Below are 18,431 nucleotides of genomic sequence, written 5' to 3'. Positions count from 1 at the left end.
TGTTCTTGTTTGCTGTTATTTCTTTTTCTCTTTCGCTTTCTTGCTGCGCTTCCAGAAGAACAGGTCTGATATACGGTTGAAGTCGGTCTTCATAATCAAGCCCAATCCCTGCGTGTTGAGGCTGTTGCGTGTGAAGTAGCGGTCGTTCGTCTTGTTGTAGACGTTGATAGCCAGGTTGCCGTTCGGGAACAACAGGTACTTCATGTCGAAGTCGCCGATGAAGTTGTTTGTTGTGTTTGGGTTGTCGCGATAGCCGAACTGTCCGTTCAGGAGCAGTCGGTTGTTGAGCAGTTTGCCCGACAGGATACCCTCATACTCAGCGTTGTAAAATCCGTCGGTGCCAGTTGATATGTTTGCGCCGAAGTTCCAGTTGTTGTTGTTTATGACGCTGCTGAGCAGAGTGTTTATCTGCTGGCTGATTGTTCCGCTAAGGAAGCTCTGCATTGCGAGTGATGTTTGGCTGAACTGCTGTGTCGATGCTCCGTTGTTGTTGTCGTTCTGTGCGTAGAAGCGACCTACGGCGAGCAGGTAGAGCACCTGTTGGTTGGTCTCCTCCTCGGCGTTGAGCAGACTATGTACCATTTGTTTTGCATCGTTCGACAGTGTAGGCATGTCGAGGTTGAACGACACCTTCGGACTCTCCGGTGTGCCGGTGATGTTCATCAGGCAGTTCACTCGCACGTTGTTGTTCGAGAACGAGTTGCCGATGTTCAGGTCGGCAAGGCTCACGCTGTTCACGACGTAGAGTGCGCTCAGGTCGAGCGTGGCGTTATACGGGTCGCCTCCGAACGCTATAGAGCCACCGCTGAGGAACTCGAAGTCTTTCTTGATGATGTTCTGTATAGTCAGTTTGTAGGTTCCGTGGTCAACATAGTAGTTGCCGTAGAGGTCGAAGGTGCCCTTATTGAAATACGTAGCACACAGCACGCCCTCACCGTTGAGCTTTATGTAGTCGCCCGTCTTTTCGTCCATGATGATTTTCAGCGTAGCGTCGGGTGTGCAGTTGATGAGGAAGTTGAGCTTGATGTTCGTGCCTATGTTTACATGATTATTGTTATTGTTCTCTGTTTCAACCGAATCCTTCTTCTCGTGTGTTCGCCATTGTATATAATCCTGCGACGATAGCGAGCTGTTGTCGGCAGCGTTGTACACCAATATGCTGTTGCGCTCTGGTGTGGCGTTCACGTCGATAGTCACCTCGCCGCTCTTTCCGCGTATCTGGCAAGTGCCGGTGGTGTACGCAGTGCCGTAGAAACTCTCGCTGTCGAACGAATGTGTGTCGTATGCGAGCAGATTTTGCGCCTCTACGTCGATGTCGTATGTCCAGTTGGAGAAGTTGTGGTGGTGCAATCCGCCCGTCACGATGCCTATATTGTTGTGGCGGTCGTATATGGTGTCGTTGCAGAAGCGTATCTCGTCGGGCAGGAAGTGCACCGAGTCGCCACGCAGAGCATACGTGGTATTGAGCGCAGTGAGCCGCACGCTGCCGTCTACTTTCGCCTTTCCGATGAGGTTGATGTTCTTGAACGCACCCACCACGTTCACCTTGCCGTTGATGCTGGCATCGATGTTGTCCATGAAGCTATCGCAGAATCCGCTTAGGAACTCTGCTCTTGTGCCTTCGGCTTTTATTCCGAGGTCGATGTACTTGTTGCGTGGCGACACGTAGCCGTCGATGATGGTGCGGCGGTCGCCCTCGTCTTCAGCCACGGCATCGAATTCGATGCGTCCTTCCTCCGAGTTGTAGCCGATTTTGGCAAAGAGTGTGCCCATGCGTCCGCCCTCAAACTTGAACTGGTCTACCTGTAGGTCGGAGCTGATGAGCGGTGCTTTGCCGAAGATGCCCGCCAGTTGTGCTGTGCCCGAAGCCCTGCCGTCGAACTCTACGGAGTGGAAGTTGATGAGATCGAGCACGTAGTTCACGTCCACGTTCTTCAGTTTCACGGTCAGCGAGTCGTCAACGCTGTGTGTCGCGGTGCCGTCGATGCCTATCTCTTGGTTGGCATGACTAACGTGGAACCCGTCGATGTTGAGGTGGTCTTTATAGTAGGTGACGCGTGCAGGGTGTATGTGCCATATTGTGTCGCCGATGGTGGTGCGCGATTCGAGTATGTCGATGTATGCTGTCGATTCGCCCTCTTCGTTCTTTGCGAAGACGGCACTGGTGTTCAGCACGCCCGATAGCGATCGGCGTGCGTCGTTGTGGAACTCCATGGAGGTGTTCAGATGGTTGTCGAACGCACCTGCACGCAGCTTCAGTGCCAATGCCTTGCCGTTCTGCGCGATCTTCTTTATGCGTACATCGGCTTTCAGCGTGTCGCCGGGCGACTCGATGTTGATGTAAGCGTCGCGGTAGTTGGTGCCGGCGTATGTGAACGAGGGCACGTCGCACCACAGGTCGATACTGTTATTGCGGTCGTCGAGCTCACCGCTGAGGCTGAGCGGACGGTGTATCTCAAGAGGCACGCCCAACAGTCGTTGTAGCCACTCGGTGTTTTGTATCGACGCATTGATAGTGAAGTCGTTGTGGTCGGTCTGTGGCTTCTTCTCGAGTCCGGGTATGGTAGGTAGTTTGTCGGCGACGAGGTTCAACAGGCTCCTTACAATCGAGCTGTAGCTGAAATGTCCGTTCAGGTCGATTGTGCCGAAGTCGCTCTTCAGGCTGAGGAAGTGGTTGCCGTCGTTGAAGCCTGTCTCGACGTTGATGTTGCGTATGGCGTAGCACGAGTCGGCATTCTGCATCGTGAAGTCGGCGATGTCGATCTGTCCCTCCGCATTGTTGATGTTGCTGCCCTTGATGTCGCATGTGGCTGTGCCGGCGAATTGTGCGCCGTTCCACTTCGTTGTGATGTTGAGCGCAGCAGGTGCAAACGTCTGCACGTCGGTGGTGACGCGCAGATGTGGAGTGGGGCTACGGTGTTCAAACAGTCCTTCTACGGTGGCACGCAGGTTGGGGTCGTCGATGGTTGCGGAGCCGTTCAGTGCTTTATTGATGTAGTCGGCTTTAAGGTTGATGTTGCGATAGGTGTAGTTGTTGAAGCTGATGTCGTAGATGCTTCCGCTCACGCCGATGTTGTCCTTCGAGCTGCCTTGTGCGTCGAGTGAGAGCGACACGATGCCAGCTTTGTCGCTGTTGAGCAACTTGCCGAGCTCGAACTTGTGTGTCTCAACGTGCGCACGCAGAGTCTTCTGCTTCTTTGCAGCCGTCAGTTTTATGCTGCCTGTAGCGCAGTTGAGCTGTGTGCTCAGCGAGCCGTCGGCATCCGTGCCGTCGGCTTTTGCGGTGAGCGATACGTCGCCGAGGCGGTTCACGATGTCGGGCAATTCGTTGCTTGTAATGGTCTTGTAAACAGAGCCAATAGTCTCGTTCGAAGCGAAGAGACGGCTCACCTCCGCGTGCCATATCGTTTGGGTGTTGCGCAGAACGTGAGCTTTGGCATTGAAGATAAAGCTGTGGTCGATGTTCTCAATGTTTAAGTGGCTTACATTCAGGCTGTTGCCAGTGCCGTTGAAGCCAATGCTTAAAGCCAATGGCATGTCGAAGCTCCGCAACTGGGGCACGAAGCAGGCTATGTCGTGGGGTGTGATGCGCGATGCGTTTAAAGTGCCTTCAAAGCGCAGCGACTGCATGTCGGGTGCATCGCCGTTCATGCGGTATGTGGCTGCTATGCGCTTACTCTCGATTGTCGAATTGGGCAGTTCCAGGTGCAACTTCTCTATCTGTGCTCCGCTGCGACTGACGATGGCGTTGAGCGCAAGGCGGCGCAGCGTGAAGCCACAACGCTCGTTCAGCGAGAGGCGTTTCACCTTCACGTTCAGCGAGTCGTTGGTGATGCGGTTCACTATGAAGTGGGCACTGATGTTCTGCGCCTCGATGTCGTTGGGCGAGAAGCGGTTAGCTACCGATGCGCTTGAGAGTAGGCGATAGCGCACTGAGCTATTGCGGATAATGAGCGAGTTGATTTGAAGGTTGATAGGTGTCTGCTGCTTCGTGGTGTCCTTTGAAGCAAGCGAGTCTATAACGAACTGAAAGTTGGGTTTCGTCTCTGGCGTAGCCTTGTAGAGGTTAGCATTGAGTCCGAAGAACTGGGCGGAGGTGATTTCTATCTGCCCGTTGGCAAGTGCCAACAGGTTCACCTTCACCGAGATACGCGACACGGTGAGCATCTGCTTGTTCTGCTGGTCGAGCATCTGCGAGTCGTCGATAATGATGCGGTTGACAAATCCAAGGTCAACGCGTCCGATGCTCACCTTCGTGCCCAACTTCGCAGACAATGCATCGCCTACACACTCCCCGATAGTGTTCTGTATGAAGGGAATGTGCAAAAGCGTAACGATGGTGAGATACAGACCCGTAATGGTCCATATTATTATCTTGATAGTGCGTTTGAACACGTGCGAAACCTATAGTTTGTCGTAGTTAAAGAGTTTGCAAAATTACGTAAAATCATTGACAATGGCAAATAAAAGCGTTGAAAAACCAGATTGAAAGTTGATTTTATACCATCGTGCTCCGAACGCAATCTGATCGGATGGCGGACGGTTAACGATGGCTTAAGTTCATTTATTATGTTCTTTGTAGTCAAGCTGAGTGCGCTCTGACATCGACTTTACCTCGCAAATTGCTGTATTTGCAAACTCCATATTGCATATTTGTGACTTTTAAACGCTTGCTGTTCAAAAACTAATTGTGTGCGAAAATAAAAGAGAGCATTTGCTTTCTGAATCCGCTTATTTTTGTTAATTTTGTAGGAAATTTCCGCACGTTGCCGAATCTTGTCCGTCTTGATTGTGTCGAGTTGTGCAAGAAGGTGGCGTAAAAGCTATGCTGAAATATTCTTATAATCTATAAATATTTTATGGCAAATGTAATTAAGTTACGCAAGGGCTTGAACATTAACCTCAAGGGAAAGGCTGCACGGCAGAAGTTCTCTTCGGGCAAGTGTGCTCAGTACGCTCTTGTACCTGACGACTTTGTAGGCATGACCCCGAAGGTTGTCGTTCGCGAGGGCGACACGGTGAAAGTCGGCGACGCGCTGTTTGTCAACAAGAAGCAGACAGACGTGAAGTTCGCCTCACCGGTGAGTGGAGTAGTGTCGGCAGTGGTCAGAGGCGACCGCCGCAAGGTGTTGCGCGTGGTTGTAGACGCTGACAAAGAGCAGCAGTATGTAGACTTCGGTCAGAAACAAGTGGCTTCGCTCGACGGCGACGCCGTAGTGAAGGCTCTGCTTGATGCCGGCTTGTTCGGCTACATCAACCAGCTTCCCTACGCTGTGTCGACCACTCCCGACCAGAAGCCGCGCGCCATCTTCGTGAGCGCATTGCGCGACATGCCACTTGCCGGCGACTTCGAGTTCGAGCTCGAGGGCAACGAGCGCGATTTCCAGACCGGTCTGTCGGCTCTCGCAAAGGTAGCCAAGACCTATCTCGGCATCGGTGCGCAGCAGACAAGTGCTGCTCTCACGGGAGCTAAGGACGTAGAGGTGACAGTGTTCGACGGTGCTTGTCCGGCAGGCAACGTGGGCGTGCAGGTGAACAACATCGCTCCCGTGAACAAGGGCGAGGTGGTTTGGACCGTAGACCCTACAGCCGTTATCTTCTTCGGTCGTCTGTTCAACACCGGCAAGGTAGACCTGCGCCGCCTCGTGGCAGTAGCAGGCAGCGAAATCAACGAGCCGGCTTACACCGAAGCACTCGTTGGTCAGCCTATCTCTTCGCTCGTTGAGGGCAAACTCGCTAAGACCGAGCACGTACGCCTCATCAACGGCAACCCGCTCACAGGTCGCAAGTGCACCACAGCCGACTACGTAGGCGGACACACATCTGAGATTACAGCCATCCCCGAGGGCGACGACGTAGACGAGATGTTGGGCTGGATACTTCCGCGCACCAACGACTTCTCCGTTAGCCGCAGCTACTTCTCTTGGCTCTTCGGCAAGAAGAAGGAGTACAGCCTCGACGCACGCGTGAAGGGTGGCGAGCGCCACATGATCATGAGCGGCGAGTACGACAAGGTGCTCCCGATGGACATCTACGGCGAATATCTCATAAAGGCTATCATCGCAGGCGACATCGACCGCATGGAGCAGCTCGGCATCTACGAGGTGGCACCAGAGGACTTCGCCCTGGCTGAATTTGTTGACTCTTCGAAGCTCGAACTGCAGCACATCGTGCGCCAGGGTCTCGACATGCTTCGCAAGGAGAACGCATAAGTTTAATTTAATTACAAAGAGAAAAGTATGAATTTTCTGAGAAAATATCTTAATAATGTCAAGCCGAACTTCGAGCCCGAAGGAAAGCTCCATGCTTTCCGCAGCTTGTTCGACGGCTTCGAGACTTTCCTGTTTGTACCCAACCAGACATCGAAGACCGGCGTAAACATCCACGACGCCATCGACTCGAAGCGTATCATGAGCTTCGTTGTCATCGCGTTGCTCCCGGCTCTGCTGTTCGGTATGTACAATGTGGGATTTCAGAACTATAAGGCAGCAGGTGCTCTCGCCGACGCTTCCTTCTTCTCAATGTTCCTCTACGGAGCATTGCAGGTGCTCCCGAAAATCATCGTCAGCTACGTTGTGGGCCTCGGCATCGAGTTCGCATGGGCACAGTGGAAAGGCGAGGAGATACAGGAGGGCTTCCTCGTTTCGGGCATCATCATTCCGCTCATCATCCCCATTGGCTGTCCGCTCTGGGCACTCGCCATCGCAGTGGCTTTCGCCGTTGTAATCGGCAAAGAAATCTTCGGTGGAACAGGTATGAACATCTTCAACGTAGCGCTCATCACACGTGCGTTCCTCTTCTTCTCTTATCCTACGAAGATGTCGGGCGACGCAGTTTGGGTGGCTAACGACACAATCTTCGGCTTGGGCAATACACTGCCCGACACCTTCACCTGCGCAACTCCGCTCGGCGAGATAGCACAGGGCGTGGCTTCAAACGCAAGCCTTGCCGACATGGTGTTCGGCTTCATCCCAGGCTCAATCGGTGAGACAAGTGTCATCGCCATCGCCATCGGTGCCGTTATCCTGCTCTGGACAGGCATCGCTTCTTGGCGCACAATGTTCAGCGTGTTCGTAGGCGGTGCTGTCACAGCATACATCTTCGAGGCACTCGGCATGACTCATATCGCGTGGTATGAGCACCTCGTGCTCGGCGGTTTCTGCTTCGGTGCAGTGTTTATGGCTACCGACCCCGTAACATCGGCTCGCACACAGTGCGGACAGTACTGGTACGGCGCAATCATCGGTGTAGTTGCCGTTATCGTGCGCGTGATGAACCCTGGTTACCCAGAAGGCATGATGCTCGCCATCCTCTTCATGAATATGTTCGCTCCGCTCATCGACTACTGTGTAGTGCAGAAGAACATCTCTAAGCGAATGAAACGTTTAACCAACAAATAACACTCTCGGAATATGGAAGAAACAAAGAAGAAAGGATTCAACACCAGTTCGAATTCTTATACAATATTATATTCTGTAGTTATCGTCGTTATCGTGGCATTCTTGCTGGCGTTCGTGTCTTCATCGCTCAAGCCGCAGCAGGGCGAGAACGTAGCTCTCGACAAGAAGAAGCAGATTCTCGCTGCGCTCAACATCCGCGATATCGACGGTGCTGAAGCTACCGATATATATAATAAGGTGGTGACAGCCGACAAGGTTATCGACCGCAACGGTGCGGAAGTAGAGGCTGGAAAGCAGGGCGGCACAGAAACTGGCTTCCTCTGCAACAGCGCTTCGATGAAGGAAGGCAAGCTCGCGCTCTATGTCTGCAACGTCGAAGGCGAGACAAAGTACGTCATTCCGGTTTACGGTATGGGTCTTTGGGGCGGCATCAACGGCTACATCGCGCTCAACGCCGACAAGCAGACCGTTTACGGTGCCTATTTCAACCACGAAGGCGAGACAGCCGGTCTGGGCGCAGAAATCAAGGACTCACGCGCTTGGCAGGACCAGTTCAAGGGCAAGCACGTCTTTGCTGAGGGCAAGGATGGCGTGGCTCTCTCTGTAGTGAAGAAGAACGAGAAGACAGACCCGTCTACACAGTGCGACGCCGTAACCGGTGCTACACTCACATGTAACGGCGTGAGCGATATGCTCAAGAACTGCCTCGGCGAGTACACAAAATTCTTAACATCTAAATAAGGAGGAGAAATAAGATTATGAGTTTGTTTTCAAAAGAGAATAAGGCAGCTTTCACCAATCCTCTGAACCTCGACAACCCTATCCTCGTCCAGGTGCTCGGCATCTGCTCGGCTCTCGCTGTTACATCGCAGCTCAAGCCGGCTATCGTGATGGGTCTTGCCGTAACGGTGATTACAGCCTTCGCAAACGTGATTATCTCAATCATCCGCAACACAATCCCTAACCGCATCCGTATCATCGTGCAGTTGGTAGTGGTTGCAGCTCTTGTTACCATCGTAAGTCAGGTGCTGAAGGCTTTCGTTTACGACGTGAGCGTAGAACTCTCGGTATACGTAGGTCTTATCATCACCAACTGTATCCTCATGGGTCGTCTTGAGGCGTTCGCTATGCAGAACAAGCCTTGGCCGTCGTTCCTCGACGGTGTGGGCAACGGTCTGGGCTATGCCTACATCCTCGTTGTGGTAGGCGGTCTGCGTGAGCTTCTCGGTCGTGGCACGCTCCTCGGCTTCCAGATCATCCCGCAGTGCGTTTACGACGCAGGCTACATCAACAACGGTATGATGACAATGCCGGCTATGGCGCTCATCCTGCTCGGTTGCGTGATATGGGTTCACAGAGCTTATTTTTACAAGGAAAATAATTAATGACAATGGAACATTTATTAAGTCTTTTCTTCCGGTCCATCTTCGTGGACAACATGATATTCGCCTTCTTCCTCGGCATGTGTTCGTTCCTTGCCGTGTCGAAGAACGTGAAGACATCATTGGGATTGGGTCTTGCCGTTACGTTCGTGTTGCTCGTTACCGTGCCTGTCGACTATCTGTTGCAGACAAAGGTGCTCGGCCCGGACTGCTTGGTTGATGGTGTAGACCTTTCCTACTTGAGTTTCATCCTCTTCATCGCTGTCATCGCAGGTATCGTGCAGCTGGTGGAGATGATTGTCGAGAGATACTCGCCGTCGCTCTATGCAGCTCTGGGTATCTTCCTTCCGCTTATCGCCGTTAACTGCGCCATCATGGGTGCTTCGCTCTTCATGCAGCAGCGCATCAACCTCGACCCGTCTAACACACAGTACATCGGCAACGTTGTCGACGCTGTTGTTTACGCTTTGGGTAGCGGTATCGGTTGGACACTCGCCATCGTATCAATGGGTGCTATCCGCGAGAAGCTCCAGTACAGCGACGTGCCAAAGCCTCTGCAGGGTCTCGGTATCACGTTCATCACTGTAGGCCTCATGGCTATGGCTATGATGTGCTTCTCTGGTCTTAAAATATAATAAGGAGGACTCAACACTATGAATACATCATTTATATTTGCAAGTATCGGAGTGTTCCTTATTGTGATACTCCTCTTGGTTGTCATCCTTCTCGTGGCTAAGAAGTTCCTCAGCCCGAGCGGCAATGTCAACATCGAAATCAACGGCGACAAGACCATCAACGTGCCGCAGGGTTCTTCGTTGATGACTACGCTCAACGAGAATGGCATCTTCCTGCCTTCTGCATGCGGCGGTAAGGCAAGCTGCGGACAGTGTAAGGTGCAGGTGCTTGAGGGTGGTGGCGAGATTCTCGACTCGGAGAAGCCCCACTTCACACGCAAGCAGATAAAGGACAACTGGCGTCTGGGATGCCAGTGCAAGGTGAAGTCGGACATGAAGATCAAGGTGCCCGATTCTGTTATGGGTGTTAAGGAATGGGAGTGCGAGGTTATCTCGAACAAGAACGTTTCTTCATTCATCAAGGAGTTCAAGGTGGCTCTGCCTCCGGGCGAACACATGGACTTCGTTCCTGGTTCTTACGCACAGATCAAGATTCCGGCATACGACTGCATCGACTACGACAAGGACTTCGACAAGGATCTTATCGGCAAGGAGTATATCGGCACATGGGAGAAGTTCAACATCTTCTCGCTCAAGGCTCACAACCCAGAGCCTACAGTGCGTGCCTACTCAATGGCAAACTATCCGGACGAGGGCGACATCATCACGCTTACCGTGCGTATCGCCACAACTCCGTTCCTGCCACGTCCGCAGGTGGGCTTCCAGAACGTACCGACCGGTATCGCTTCGTCGTACATCTTCTCACTGAAGCCAGGCGACAAGGTGATGATGTCAGGTCCTTACGGCGACTTCCACCCGAACTTCACTTCTGGCAAGGAGATGATTTGGATTGGTGGTGGTGCTGGTATGGCTCCGCTGCGTGCTCAGATCATGCACATGACAAAGACGCTGCACACTACCGACCGCGAGCTCCACTTCTTCTACGGCGCACGTGCTCTCGGCGAGGCGTTCTTCCTTGAGGATTTCTGGGAGTTGGAGAAGGAGTTCCCGAACTTCCACTTCCACCTCTCGCTCGACCGCAAGGACCCCGTTGCAGACGCTCAGGGCGTGAAGTACTACGAGGGCTTCGCTGTAAACTGCATCCGCGACACCTACTTGAAGGATCACGAGGCACCGGAGGATTGCGAATACTACCTCTGCGGACCTCCAATGCTCATCAAGACCGTTACCGACTACCTCGACTCGCTCGGCGTAGACCCGGAGAGCATCATGTACGACAACTTCGGATAATCAATCCTTATGTTTATACTTACCAAAAAGCCGCTGACTGCTGTCAGCGGCTTTTCAGTTTCTGATGTATATGATGACTGATAAAATCATTGTTAGCGAAAAAATCTACCATATCTGTCAGCATTGTCGTAATCATCAGATTATGAGCACGATAAAGGCTGATAGATTCGTCTCGGAACGAGATATCTACCAGTCTATCTGTCAGCTTTAACTGTGCATCTACCAGTAGCGGAGGTCTCCGACCTGCGCAGCAGTGTGCAGTTGGGAAGTGGCTTTGGCTTAAGTTTTATCGGACAGCAATAATGGTATGTCTTATTAACCCCATAAATCGAATAGCTGACGTATATCTACATCTTTTAGTTCGTTGTTGGTGTTGAATGTTTGTTGTATCAAGTCGAACCATTTGTTCGTGCTGAATGCAATCGATTCGTTTTCGCCCCAATTGTCCTCAACATCTTGAAGAAGTGCATCGTCGGGATTGTTCAGAAGGTGCTTTATCAATATGCGATATTGATACAACGTGTTGAGCACTTGCGGCACTTTGTGGTTGAACTTTACGCCACCTATCTCTTCCACTTTTCCGCCTGCACTGAACGTGTCGCGAAGATTTGAGCAAATCACAGAATAGCGGCTGCACATCCATAGTGCAGCCCTCTTGTACTTGTCTTGCTTCGGTCCGAACAGTTCGGGAAAGAGCACGAACATCCTTGCCCTTATCTCCTCCTTTTCTTGCAAACTAAGGTCGGTGAAGAATCTTATCATTATTGATGAGGATGCTTCGGTGTTTGCGTCGCCCATCCACCACGGCATTTCGTATTTGCCTTTAGTGCGGTTGGCGTGCATATAGTATTTTCTGACGCTGTTTATCTTCTCCTTCTCCTCCAAAAGTCTGAAAGTGTCGTAGTCGACACTCATCTTCTCGAAGATATTCTTCTCTCCGTTGTCGGCAAGATTCATGTCTATCAGATAGCGTGGCGCATGGGTCACGGCTATGTTGCTTAGGCATTGCTCGTATGGTCGGCATCGGAACTCGGGCGTTTCGCCTCCCAGCTTTGCAAACAGCATGTATATGCGCGACACATCGGGTATGCGTGTGCTTTCGACGATGCTGCTGCCCGTTGATGTCCACGAGTTTGACTTCGTTGACTTCACTTCAACGCCGAAATGTCCTGCAGCCTGTATATCAGGAAAGTGCAAACCCGAAACAAGTTTGATGTTGTCTACACAGAATGAAGTCTGCGGTGCAACATCTTTCAGGGCTTTCAATGCGATATGTTCCATTTCTGTGCCGTTGCACTTGCGGAATATATTTCTGTCGGCTTCTGACGCATCGTTCAGCCACGACTCTGCAAGACGCATGAAATGCGCAAACTCAATATCGGTTTGCGTGGCATCCGATGGTCTTACAGAGATGAGGTTGTTTTGGATTCGTGCGTCCGAGTTGTTTAGAATCAATGCCATATTGCCTAATCAATGAAGTATTTATCCCATAATTCCTGTAGACGCATGGCTATGTTGAACGCCAATACTGGCGGAACTGCATTGCCTATGACCTTGTATGCGCCTGACGAACTCAAGCGATACTTGCGACCATTGTAGGGCATGACGAATCGGTAGTCGGGCGGGAAGGTCTGTATCAGAGCGCACTCTCGCGGGGTTAGTCGGCGTTCATGCATGCCATTGTTCAGTTCTGCTATGTGTTTTCCGCCATGTTCAGCCGATAGGCGTCTGAACTCGATGTTGCCATGATGTTCAGAACGGATAGTTGGTCCGAGTCCGTCAAGCTTTATTTCTGTCTGTCCTTGACTGCCGTTGGTTTGGAACTTCGCTTTAGAGTATATGCTTTGCGATGGGTCGATGGCATCAGCAGGTTCAGGGAGGTCTTTCAGCACATCGTATGTTGTTACTTTAGGCAGCAAGCCGTTGTCCGTAATGTTTCCTGCGTGAGTGGGGTGTGGGTATGGGTCGAACTTTTCGGGTATATTCTCGGCGGTAAGGGCTTGTTTGGCTTCTTCGCATAGTGCGTCCTTTCTGATGCCGATGAAGATGACACGCTCGCGCGACTCTGGCACGCCATAGTTGCCTGCATTCAGCACTTGGGGCGGTAACACGATGTATCCGTTGCCGTCGGCACTTGCGAAGTCGCGTTGTATAATGTTCTTTACATCGCCGAGGTTTACAAGTCCCTTCACGTTTTCTGCCACAAACACTTTCGGGCGCACGATGTCTATTACCTGCTTCATCCAGAAGTAAAGTTTGCCGCGTGTTTCTTCTGACGGAGCATTGTCGAGTCGCTTTTTACCCATGTCGTTCTTGTCAGAGTCGAAACCTTTGCGTTTGCCTGCAACGCTAAAGTCCTGACACGGGAAGCCGCCGGTTACGACATCTATATCCTTTGGAAACACCTCTACGCCATTGTTGTGCATCTTTACAAGGTCTACGATGCTCATGCGGTGGTATGTTTCAGGTGTGTGTCCGAAGCGCGACATGTATGTAGTCCATGCTGTTTCGGCTTCGGGCAGAATGTCGTTGGCAAAGACAGTTGTGAAGTCGGTACGCTTCAGCAGCACCCAGTCTTTTTTCACTGTGTGTTTGATTGATGGCGAGTTGGTAGGGAAGGATTTGGCGTTGGCTATGAAGCCCCCTTCAAATCCCAAGTCCATGCCTCCGCAGCCTGAGAACAATGACAATACTCTGTGTTTCTTGCCTTTTTCTGTTGTTTCTGCTGAAGGAAAATTAATAGGAAGTTGTATGTCTGACAGGAAATCAGACTTCTCATATGGGTACAACTCACCCTGTCCGCAATCATTGTAATAATGATGCAGACCCTCAGATTTCTCTTTGAGCATAGCATTAAAAACAATTAAGTTTTAATGCGTCGGATGAATATTCTTGAAAACAAAGTTTCCTACAAGTACCTATACGAAAAAACGCGGACGCTTCTTGTCCACGTTCAAGGTACTTGCAGGAAACCTAATATACAGACAAGAGAAACGTCCACGCTATATGTGGACGCTTACTCGCTTATTCTGTATATTGTTCTTCTACCTGCAAGTTTCTGAACGTTTTATGAATAAACAGCAAACGCTTATATTTTTTACCACGAAAACGGATTGACCTCGCACGCTTGCGACTGAATCCATTGCAAAGATACGATAAAAAGCACAAACTGCAAAATTTAATTATTTGATTTTTCCACAAACTGGTTAAGTGAAAAGTAAAAACTTGCTGTGTTTGTAATTGTTTAAGTTGAATTTATATGTCAAAATTGTGTTTTGAGTCTGTTTTTAGGTTCATCCGACATTCCGAGTGATGTTACAATCATGCAATGCGTATAGTCTCAGTTTGAAGTATTCTTCATCTCTGAAGCCATACGCATTGCGTTTCATCACTTTAATCTCCTATAAAACAAAGTACGCTAAAAAATCCTCCATATCTTCCATAATCGCTGTAAGCTGCACGGTATGAGCACGATAAAGGCTGGCAGATAATCCGCAGAACGAGATATCTACCAGCCTATCTGTCAGCCTCAAAGTCTTATCCATCAGCCTTTCAGTCTTATCCTTCAGCTTTTCAGCTGCACTTGCTCTTACGCTCACAGTATCTCTCGCACTGCGAGCAGAGGTCGTAGCCGAGCATAGTGCCGAGCATGAAGTCTTCTTCTGGCGTTAGCAGGTTGAGTGGGCGTGTCACAATCATGCGTATGGCGTTGAGGCATTCCTCTCTGCCGAAATACAGGTTTAAGCGATCGTTGCCTACGGGCTGTATGACGTATTTTATGTTTTGGCTTTCCAGTCGGCGTATGGCAAAGTCCTCGTATTTCTTGTTGAACGTGAAGAGCACCATACGGCGCACTCCCTTCTTGTATTCGTAGATATGGTTCATCAGAACCTTCATGTCTACTGGTAAAATTGTGGATTGCTGCATGATTGCGAACTTTAATAATTAATTGTAAGAGTGAGAACTTATTGCGTGTGGTTTAGAGGCATGGCTTTATTTCAGCCACCCAAGCGTCGATGCGCTCGTCGGTCTTGTCATCTTCGTTCACCTCGTCAAGAGCCAGTCCGACGAACTTGCCGTCTACCACCGCTTCCGAATCGTCAAATGTATAGTCTTCAGTAGCTACTGCTCCGATTACGTTGGCGCCAGCCGCCTTAACGGCATTGTATAACTCAGCCATACCGCCCACGAATGTGTCGGGGTACGACTCAGAGTCGCCGCAGCCGAAGAGAGCCACTGTCTTGCCGCTGAGGTCGGCACCCTTGAGTGTCTTTATGCCGTCATACCAGTCGTCCTGCATCTCGCCTGCGCCCCATGTAGATGTGCCGAGAATGAAGTTTTCGTTGTCGGCGAGAACACTCGCGTCGAGGTCAGTCACGTTGATAACGTTGTCCACGCCCAGTTTGGCTCCTATTCTGCCAGCCAGGTCTTCGCAGGTGCCGGTGCTTGTGCCGTAGATGATTACAGTTGTTTTCATAATCTTAGTTGTTTTTATTTGTAAATGTATGGTTAAAGAATTTGGTTTTATCACCGCTGCAAAATTAGCTTGCTTCCGACTTTTACGCAATACCTAAATTCGATGATTTTGAAACTGGTGAGGGCGTTTCGTTTTGTATATTAAAAACGAATAAAAGTGATATTTATGTCGGTAAAAGTTGCTTTATAGTTTGCTTTTATTATAAAATATTTTAAAAAGTGCTGAATTTCAAATATTTGCATTAACTTTGTAGCGATTTTGTGGCAACTTGTGCGGTGTGTAAACGTTTATTCTGCATGAGTGTTCACTGTTTTTTTTGAAAGGATAATTATTAGTAAAAGAGATTATTAGGTATTAAAAACAAAAACTCATTAAAGATGAAAAAGATTTTAACCCTATTAATGTTGGGTGGAGTAGCTCTTGCTGCTAATGCCCAACAGATTAATGGCGACTTTGACGCAGAATGGGTGAAGTGTGTGCCTTGGGACAGTAAGGGCAACACATCAGATTCGGGCACACAACCCGAGGGATGGCACGCTTCTAACGTGAATACAGCTATCGGCAAGAAACAGATTATCGACGCTGTAGAGGGCAAGGACGGCACGGGAAAGGCCGCTCACCTTTACAACACTTCTATCTTGGGCAATAAGATTCCGGCTTACCTCACGCTCGGCACGCCGTTCGCTACGGCAGAGGTGAGGGGCATCACGGTGAAGAACTCTGACGGAGGCACGTTCGGCGGCAGCAGCTTCACATTCCGTCCCGACGCCATGCGCTTCGACTACAAGCGCGACAACTCGAAGGGCGACGAGAACGCTACGGTGCTGGCTTATCTCTGGAACGGCACATGGACCCAGAAGAACGTGCCGGGCAACACCGTTGTGTGGGCTTCGGCTACGAAGGTGGACATGCAGGACCGCGACCGCAACATCTTTGACATGCCTACGTCTACGGGTGGCGATGTGACATCTACCGAGGGCGCTACGTGCGTGGCTAAGTTCGAGAAGAGCATCAAGGGCAGCACCAACGGCAAGTGGGCGAGCGACACTATCAACTTTGTTTACGCCGACGAGAACGCAAGCGTGGAGAAGGTGAACGTTATCTTCTCGGCTACCGACTACTTCGGCAACCGCAACAACATCGTGGACGGCAATTCGCTCACTGTTGACAATGTTAGGTTTATTTACTATCACGCTCTTGACACTCTTGCCACAACCGATAGTGAAGGCAAGGCTATAGCACTGAACGAGAAGTTTGCAGCAGACCGTTACAACTACACCGTCAATGCGATGTACGATGCTAACAAAACAAAGGTGCCTTACACCAAGAAGGGTGTTGCTGCTACGGTGGATACGAAATACGACGAGGCTACTCGCGTGTTCTCTATCATTGTGAAGGGTGAGGACTACGACGCTGTAAACAATCCGTCGGCTATCAGCACCTATACCATTAAGTATAAGAAGCCGGCTCCGACACTCACTTCGCTTGTTGTGGCAGGCAAGGAGTTTATCTCGGCAGGCAAGGACGATAAGAACTTCACTGCTAATGGTAAGTACAACGCTGACGAGGTGTCTTACAAGACTTCTTCGGAGACAGCTAAGGTTAATACAAGTTACGACAAAGTTACGGGTAAACTCACCATCACTGTTGAAGATGAGGAGTCGATGACTAATGTCTACACTATCACATTTAATGGTAAGGAGAAGGTTGCTTTTTATCAGATACCTAACGCCGACTTCGAGAACTGGGGCGAGACAGCCCTCGCTGAGACATGGAACTCGTTTGAATCAGCAACCGGTAAATATGCTTCGTTTGCTTCTTTCTCGCCGATGCCCGAAAAGATAGATGGATTTGAGGGTTATGGTGTCCGCATCAAGTCGAAAGATCTTGGTCTGGCTTATGCCAACGGTAACATCACAACCGGTCGTATCAATATGGGTGACACAAACCCTGCAGATGTCTCTAACTACAACTTCACCTACTTAAACGACATAAATGGTAGTCTGCCATTCACTGGTACCCCCGACGCGTTTGAGGTGTATGCACGCTTTGCTCCAGGCACAGCCAAGAATGAGGGCACAGTACTTCAGGGTCGCGTTCAGCTCATCGTTCATGGCGAGGTGGCATATCACGACCCAGAGCTCAGCGAGCAGGCTGCTAACAAGATTGCTTCGGCTTCGGTGCTCATTCCGGCAACAGCAGATTGGACCAAGTTCACGGGCAAGTTCAGCTACACTGGCAACGAGAGTGGTAAGCAGTATCTCCTTGCTTCGGCTACAACCAACCCCGTGCCAGGTGCATCTAAGGACGACCAGCTAGACCTTGACAACCTCAAGCTCATCTATTATCACACTCTTAAGTCTCTGACCACAACCGACAGCGAAGGCAATGCTATAGCACTGAACGAGAAATTCGCTGAGGACTGCTACAACTACACAGTTGATGCGGTGTATGATGCTAACAAGACGAAGGTTTCTTACAACAAGAAGGGCATTGCTGCTACGGTGGATACAAAATACGACGAGGCTACTCGCATGTTCTCTATCATTGTGAAGGGCAATGACTACGATGCACAGAGCAATCCGTCGGCTATAAGCACCTATACCATTAAGTATAAGAAACCGGCTCCGACACTCACTTCGCTCGTTGTGGCAGGCAAGGAGTTTATCTCGGCAGGCAAGGACGATAAGAACTTCACAACTGCTGGTAAGTATCAAGCCGATGAGGTGTCTTACAAGGCTTCTTCTGAGACAGCTAAGGTTAATGTAAGTTACGATAAGTTTACAGGTAAGCTCACTATCACTGTCGAAGATGATGAGACGCTGACCAATGTCTATACTATCACTTTCGAAGAGAAGGAGAAGGCTGCTTTCTATCAGATACCAAACGCCGATTTCGAGAACTGGGGCGAGACATCCCTCGCTGAGACATGGAACTCGTTTGAATCAGCAACCGGCGATTTGGCTAAATGGGCCTCAATGTCGCCGAAGCCCGAAAAGATAGATGGATTTGAGGGTTCTGGTGTCCGCATCAAGTCGAAAGATCTTAGTCTGGCTTATGCCAACGGCAATATCACAACCGGACATATCAATATGGGTAACATGAATCCTGCAAATGCCTCTAACTACAACTTCACCGACTTAAACGACGTAAGGGGCAACCTGCCGTTCACGGGTACACCGGACGCCTTCGAGGTGTATGCACGCTTCACTCCTGGCACAGCCAAGAATGAGGGCACAGTACTTCA

Annotated in this window: 11 protein-coding genes and 2 pseudogenes; 7 read left to right on the top strand and 6 right to left on the bottom strand. The window is 50.3% G+C overall.

Features of this window, described 5'->3' with window-relative positions; all coding sequences use genetic code 11:
* Nucleotides 1–15: 15 nt before the first annotated feature.
* Nucleotides 16–4,395 (bottom strand): translocation/assembly module TamB domain-containing protein, encoded by a 4,380-nt coding sequence (locus HMPREF0673_RS05640; protein WP_007899261.1) that lies wholly within the window; start codon nt 4,393–4,395, stop codon nt 16–18.
* Between the two features lie 464 nt (nt 4,396–4,859).
* Here HMPREF0673_RS05640 and HMPREF0673_RS05635 point away from each other — a divergent pair, with 464 nt between their 5' ends.
* Genes HMPREF0673_RS05635 through nqrF form a run of 6 tightly spaced genes read left to right on the top strand, consistent with a single transcriptional unit; the run spans nt 4,860 to nt 10,707 of the window.
* Nucleotides 4,860–6,212 (top strand): Na(+)-translocating NADH-quinone reductase subunit A, encoded by a 1,353-nt coding sequence (locus tag HMPREF0673_RS05635; protein WP_007899259.1) that lies wholly within the window; start codon nt 4,860–4,862, stop codon nt 6,210–6,212.
* Nucleotides 6,213–6,239: 27 nt separating this feature from the next.
* The gene (locus HMPREF0673_RS05630) at nt 6,240–7,400 is read left to right on the top strand and encodes an NADH:ubiquinone reductase (Na(+)-transporting) subunit B (protein ID WP_007899252.1); all 1,161 of its coding nucleotides are present in this window, start codon (nt 6,240–6,242) and stop codon (nt 7,398–7,400) included.
* A 12-nt stretch (nt 7,401–7,412) separates the two neighbouring features.
* A complete protein-coding gene (gene nqrC, locus HMPREF0673_RS05625; RefSeq protein ID WP_007899251.1) occupies nt 7,413–8,141 on the top strand; it encodes an NADH:ubiquinone reductase (Na(+)-transporting) subunit C in 729 nt (242 codons plus the stop codon).
* Nucleotides 8,142–8,158: 17 nt separating this feature from the next.
* Nucleotides 8,159–8,785 carry an NADH:ubiquinone reductase (Na(+)-transporting) subunit D gene (locus tag HMPREF0673_RS05620; RefSeq protein WP_007899250.1) on the top strand — a complete coding sequence of 209 codons (627 nt, stop codon included), beginning with the start codon at nt 8,159–8,161 and terminating at the stop codon, nt 8,783–8,785.
* 5 nt (nt 8,786–8,790) lie between these two features.
* Nucleotides 8,791–9,417, top strand: coding sequence for an NADH:ubiquinone reductase (Na(+)-transporting) subunit E (gene nqrE / locus HMPREF0673_RS05615; RefSeq protein ID WP_040596515.1), 627 nt, complete (start codon nt 8,791–8,793; stop codon nt 9,415–9,417).
* 18 nt (nt 9,418–9,435) lie between these two features.
* A complete protein-coding gene (gene nqrF, locus HMPREF0673_RS05610; RefSeq protein ID WP_007899248.1) occupies nt 9,436–10,707 on the top strand; it encodes an NADH:ubiquinone reductase (Na(+)-transporting) subunit F in 1,272 nt (423 codons plus the stop codon).
* A 315-nt stretch (nt 10,708–11,022) separates the two neighbouring features.
* On the opposite strand, the gene HMPREF0673_RS05605 is transcribed toward nqrF, so the two are convergent.
* From HMPREF0673_RS05605 to fldA, 5 genes and pseudogenes are all read right to left on the bottom strand, one after another.
* A complete protein-coding gene (locus HMPREF0673_RS05605; RefSeq protein ID WP_007899247.1) occupies nt 11,023–12,168 on the bottom strand; it encodes a hypothetical protein in 1,146 nt (381 codons plus the stop codon).
* Between the two features lie 5 nt (nt 12,169–12,173).
* Complete coding sequence (locus HMPREF0673_RS05600) at nt 12,174–13,556, bottom strand: DNA cytosine methyltransferase (RefSeq protein ID WP_007899246.1); 1,383 nt, start codon at nt 13,554–13,556, stop codon at nt 12,174–12,176.
* Between the two features lie 444 nt (nt 13,557–14,000).
* A pseudogene (locus HMPREF0673_RS15085) lies at nt 14,001–14,108 on the bottom strand (transposase); the annotation flags it as partial.
* A gap of 172 nt (nt 14,109–14,280) precedes the next feature.
* Complete coding sequence (locus tag HMPREF0673_RS05595; protein WP_007899240.1) at nt 14,281–14,634, bottom strand: DUF2023 family protein; 354 nt, start codon at nt 14,632–14,634, stop codon at nt 14,281–14,283.
* Nucleotides 14,635–14,686: 52 nt separating this feature from the next.
* Nucleotides 14,687–15,184: a flavodoxin FldA gene (gene fldA, locus HMPREF0673_RS05590; RefSeq protein WP_007899237.1), complete on the bottom strand. Its 498-nt coding sequence runs from the start codon at nt 15,182–15,184 to the stop codon at nt 14,687–14,689.
* 377 nt (nt 15,185–15,561) lie between these two features.
* Between fldA and HMPREF0673_RS13340 the strand changes: the two are divergent.
* A pseudogene (locus HMPREF0673_RS13340) lies at nt 15,562–18,431 on the top strand (hypothetical protein); the annotation flags it as partial.

The organism is Leyella stercorea DSM 18206, assembly GCF_000235885.1.
In the GTDB taxonomy this organism is placed as follows: Bacteria; Bacteroidota; Bacteroidia; order Bacteroidales; family Bacteroidaceae; genus Prevotella; species Prevotella stercorea.
This window is presented reverse-complemented; position numbering and strand designations above follow the sequence as displayed.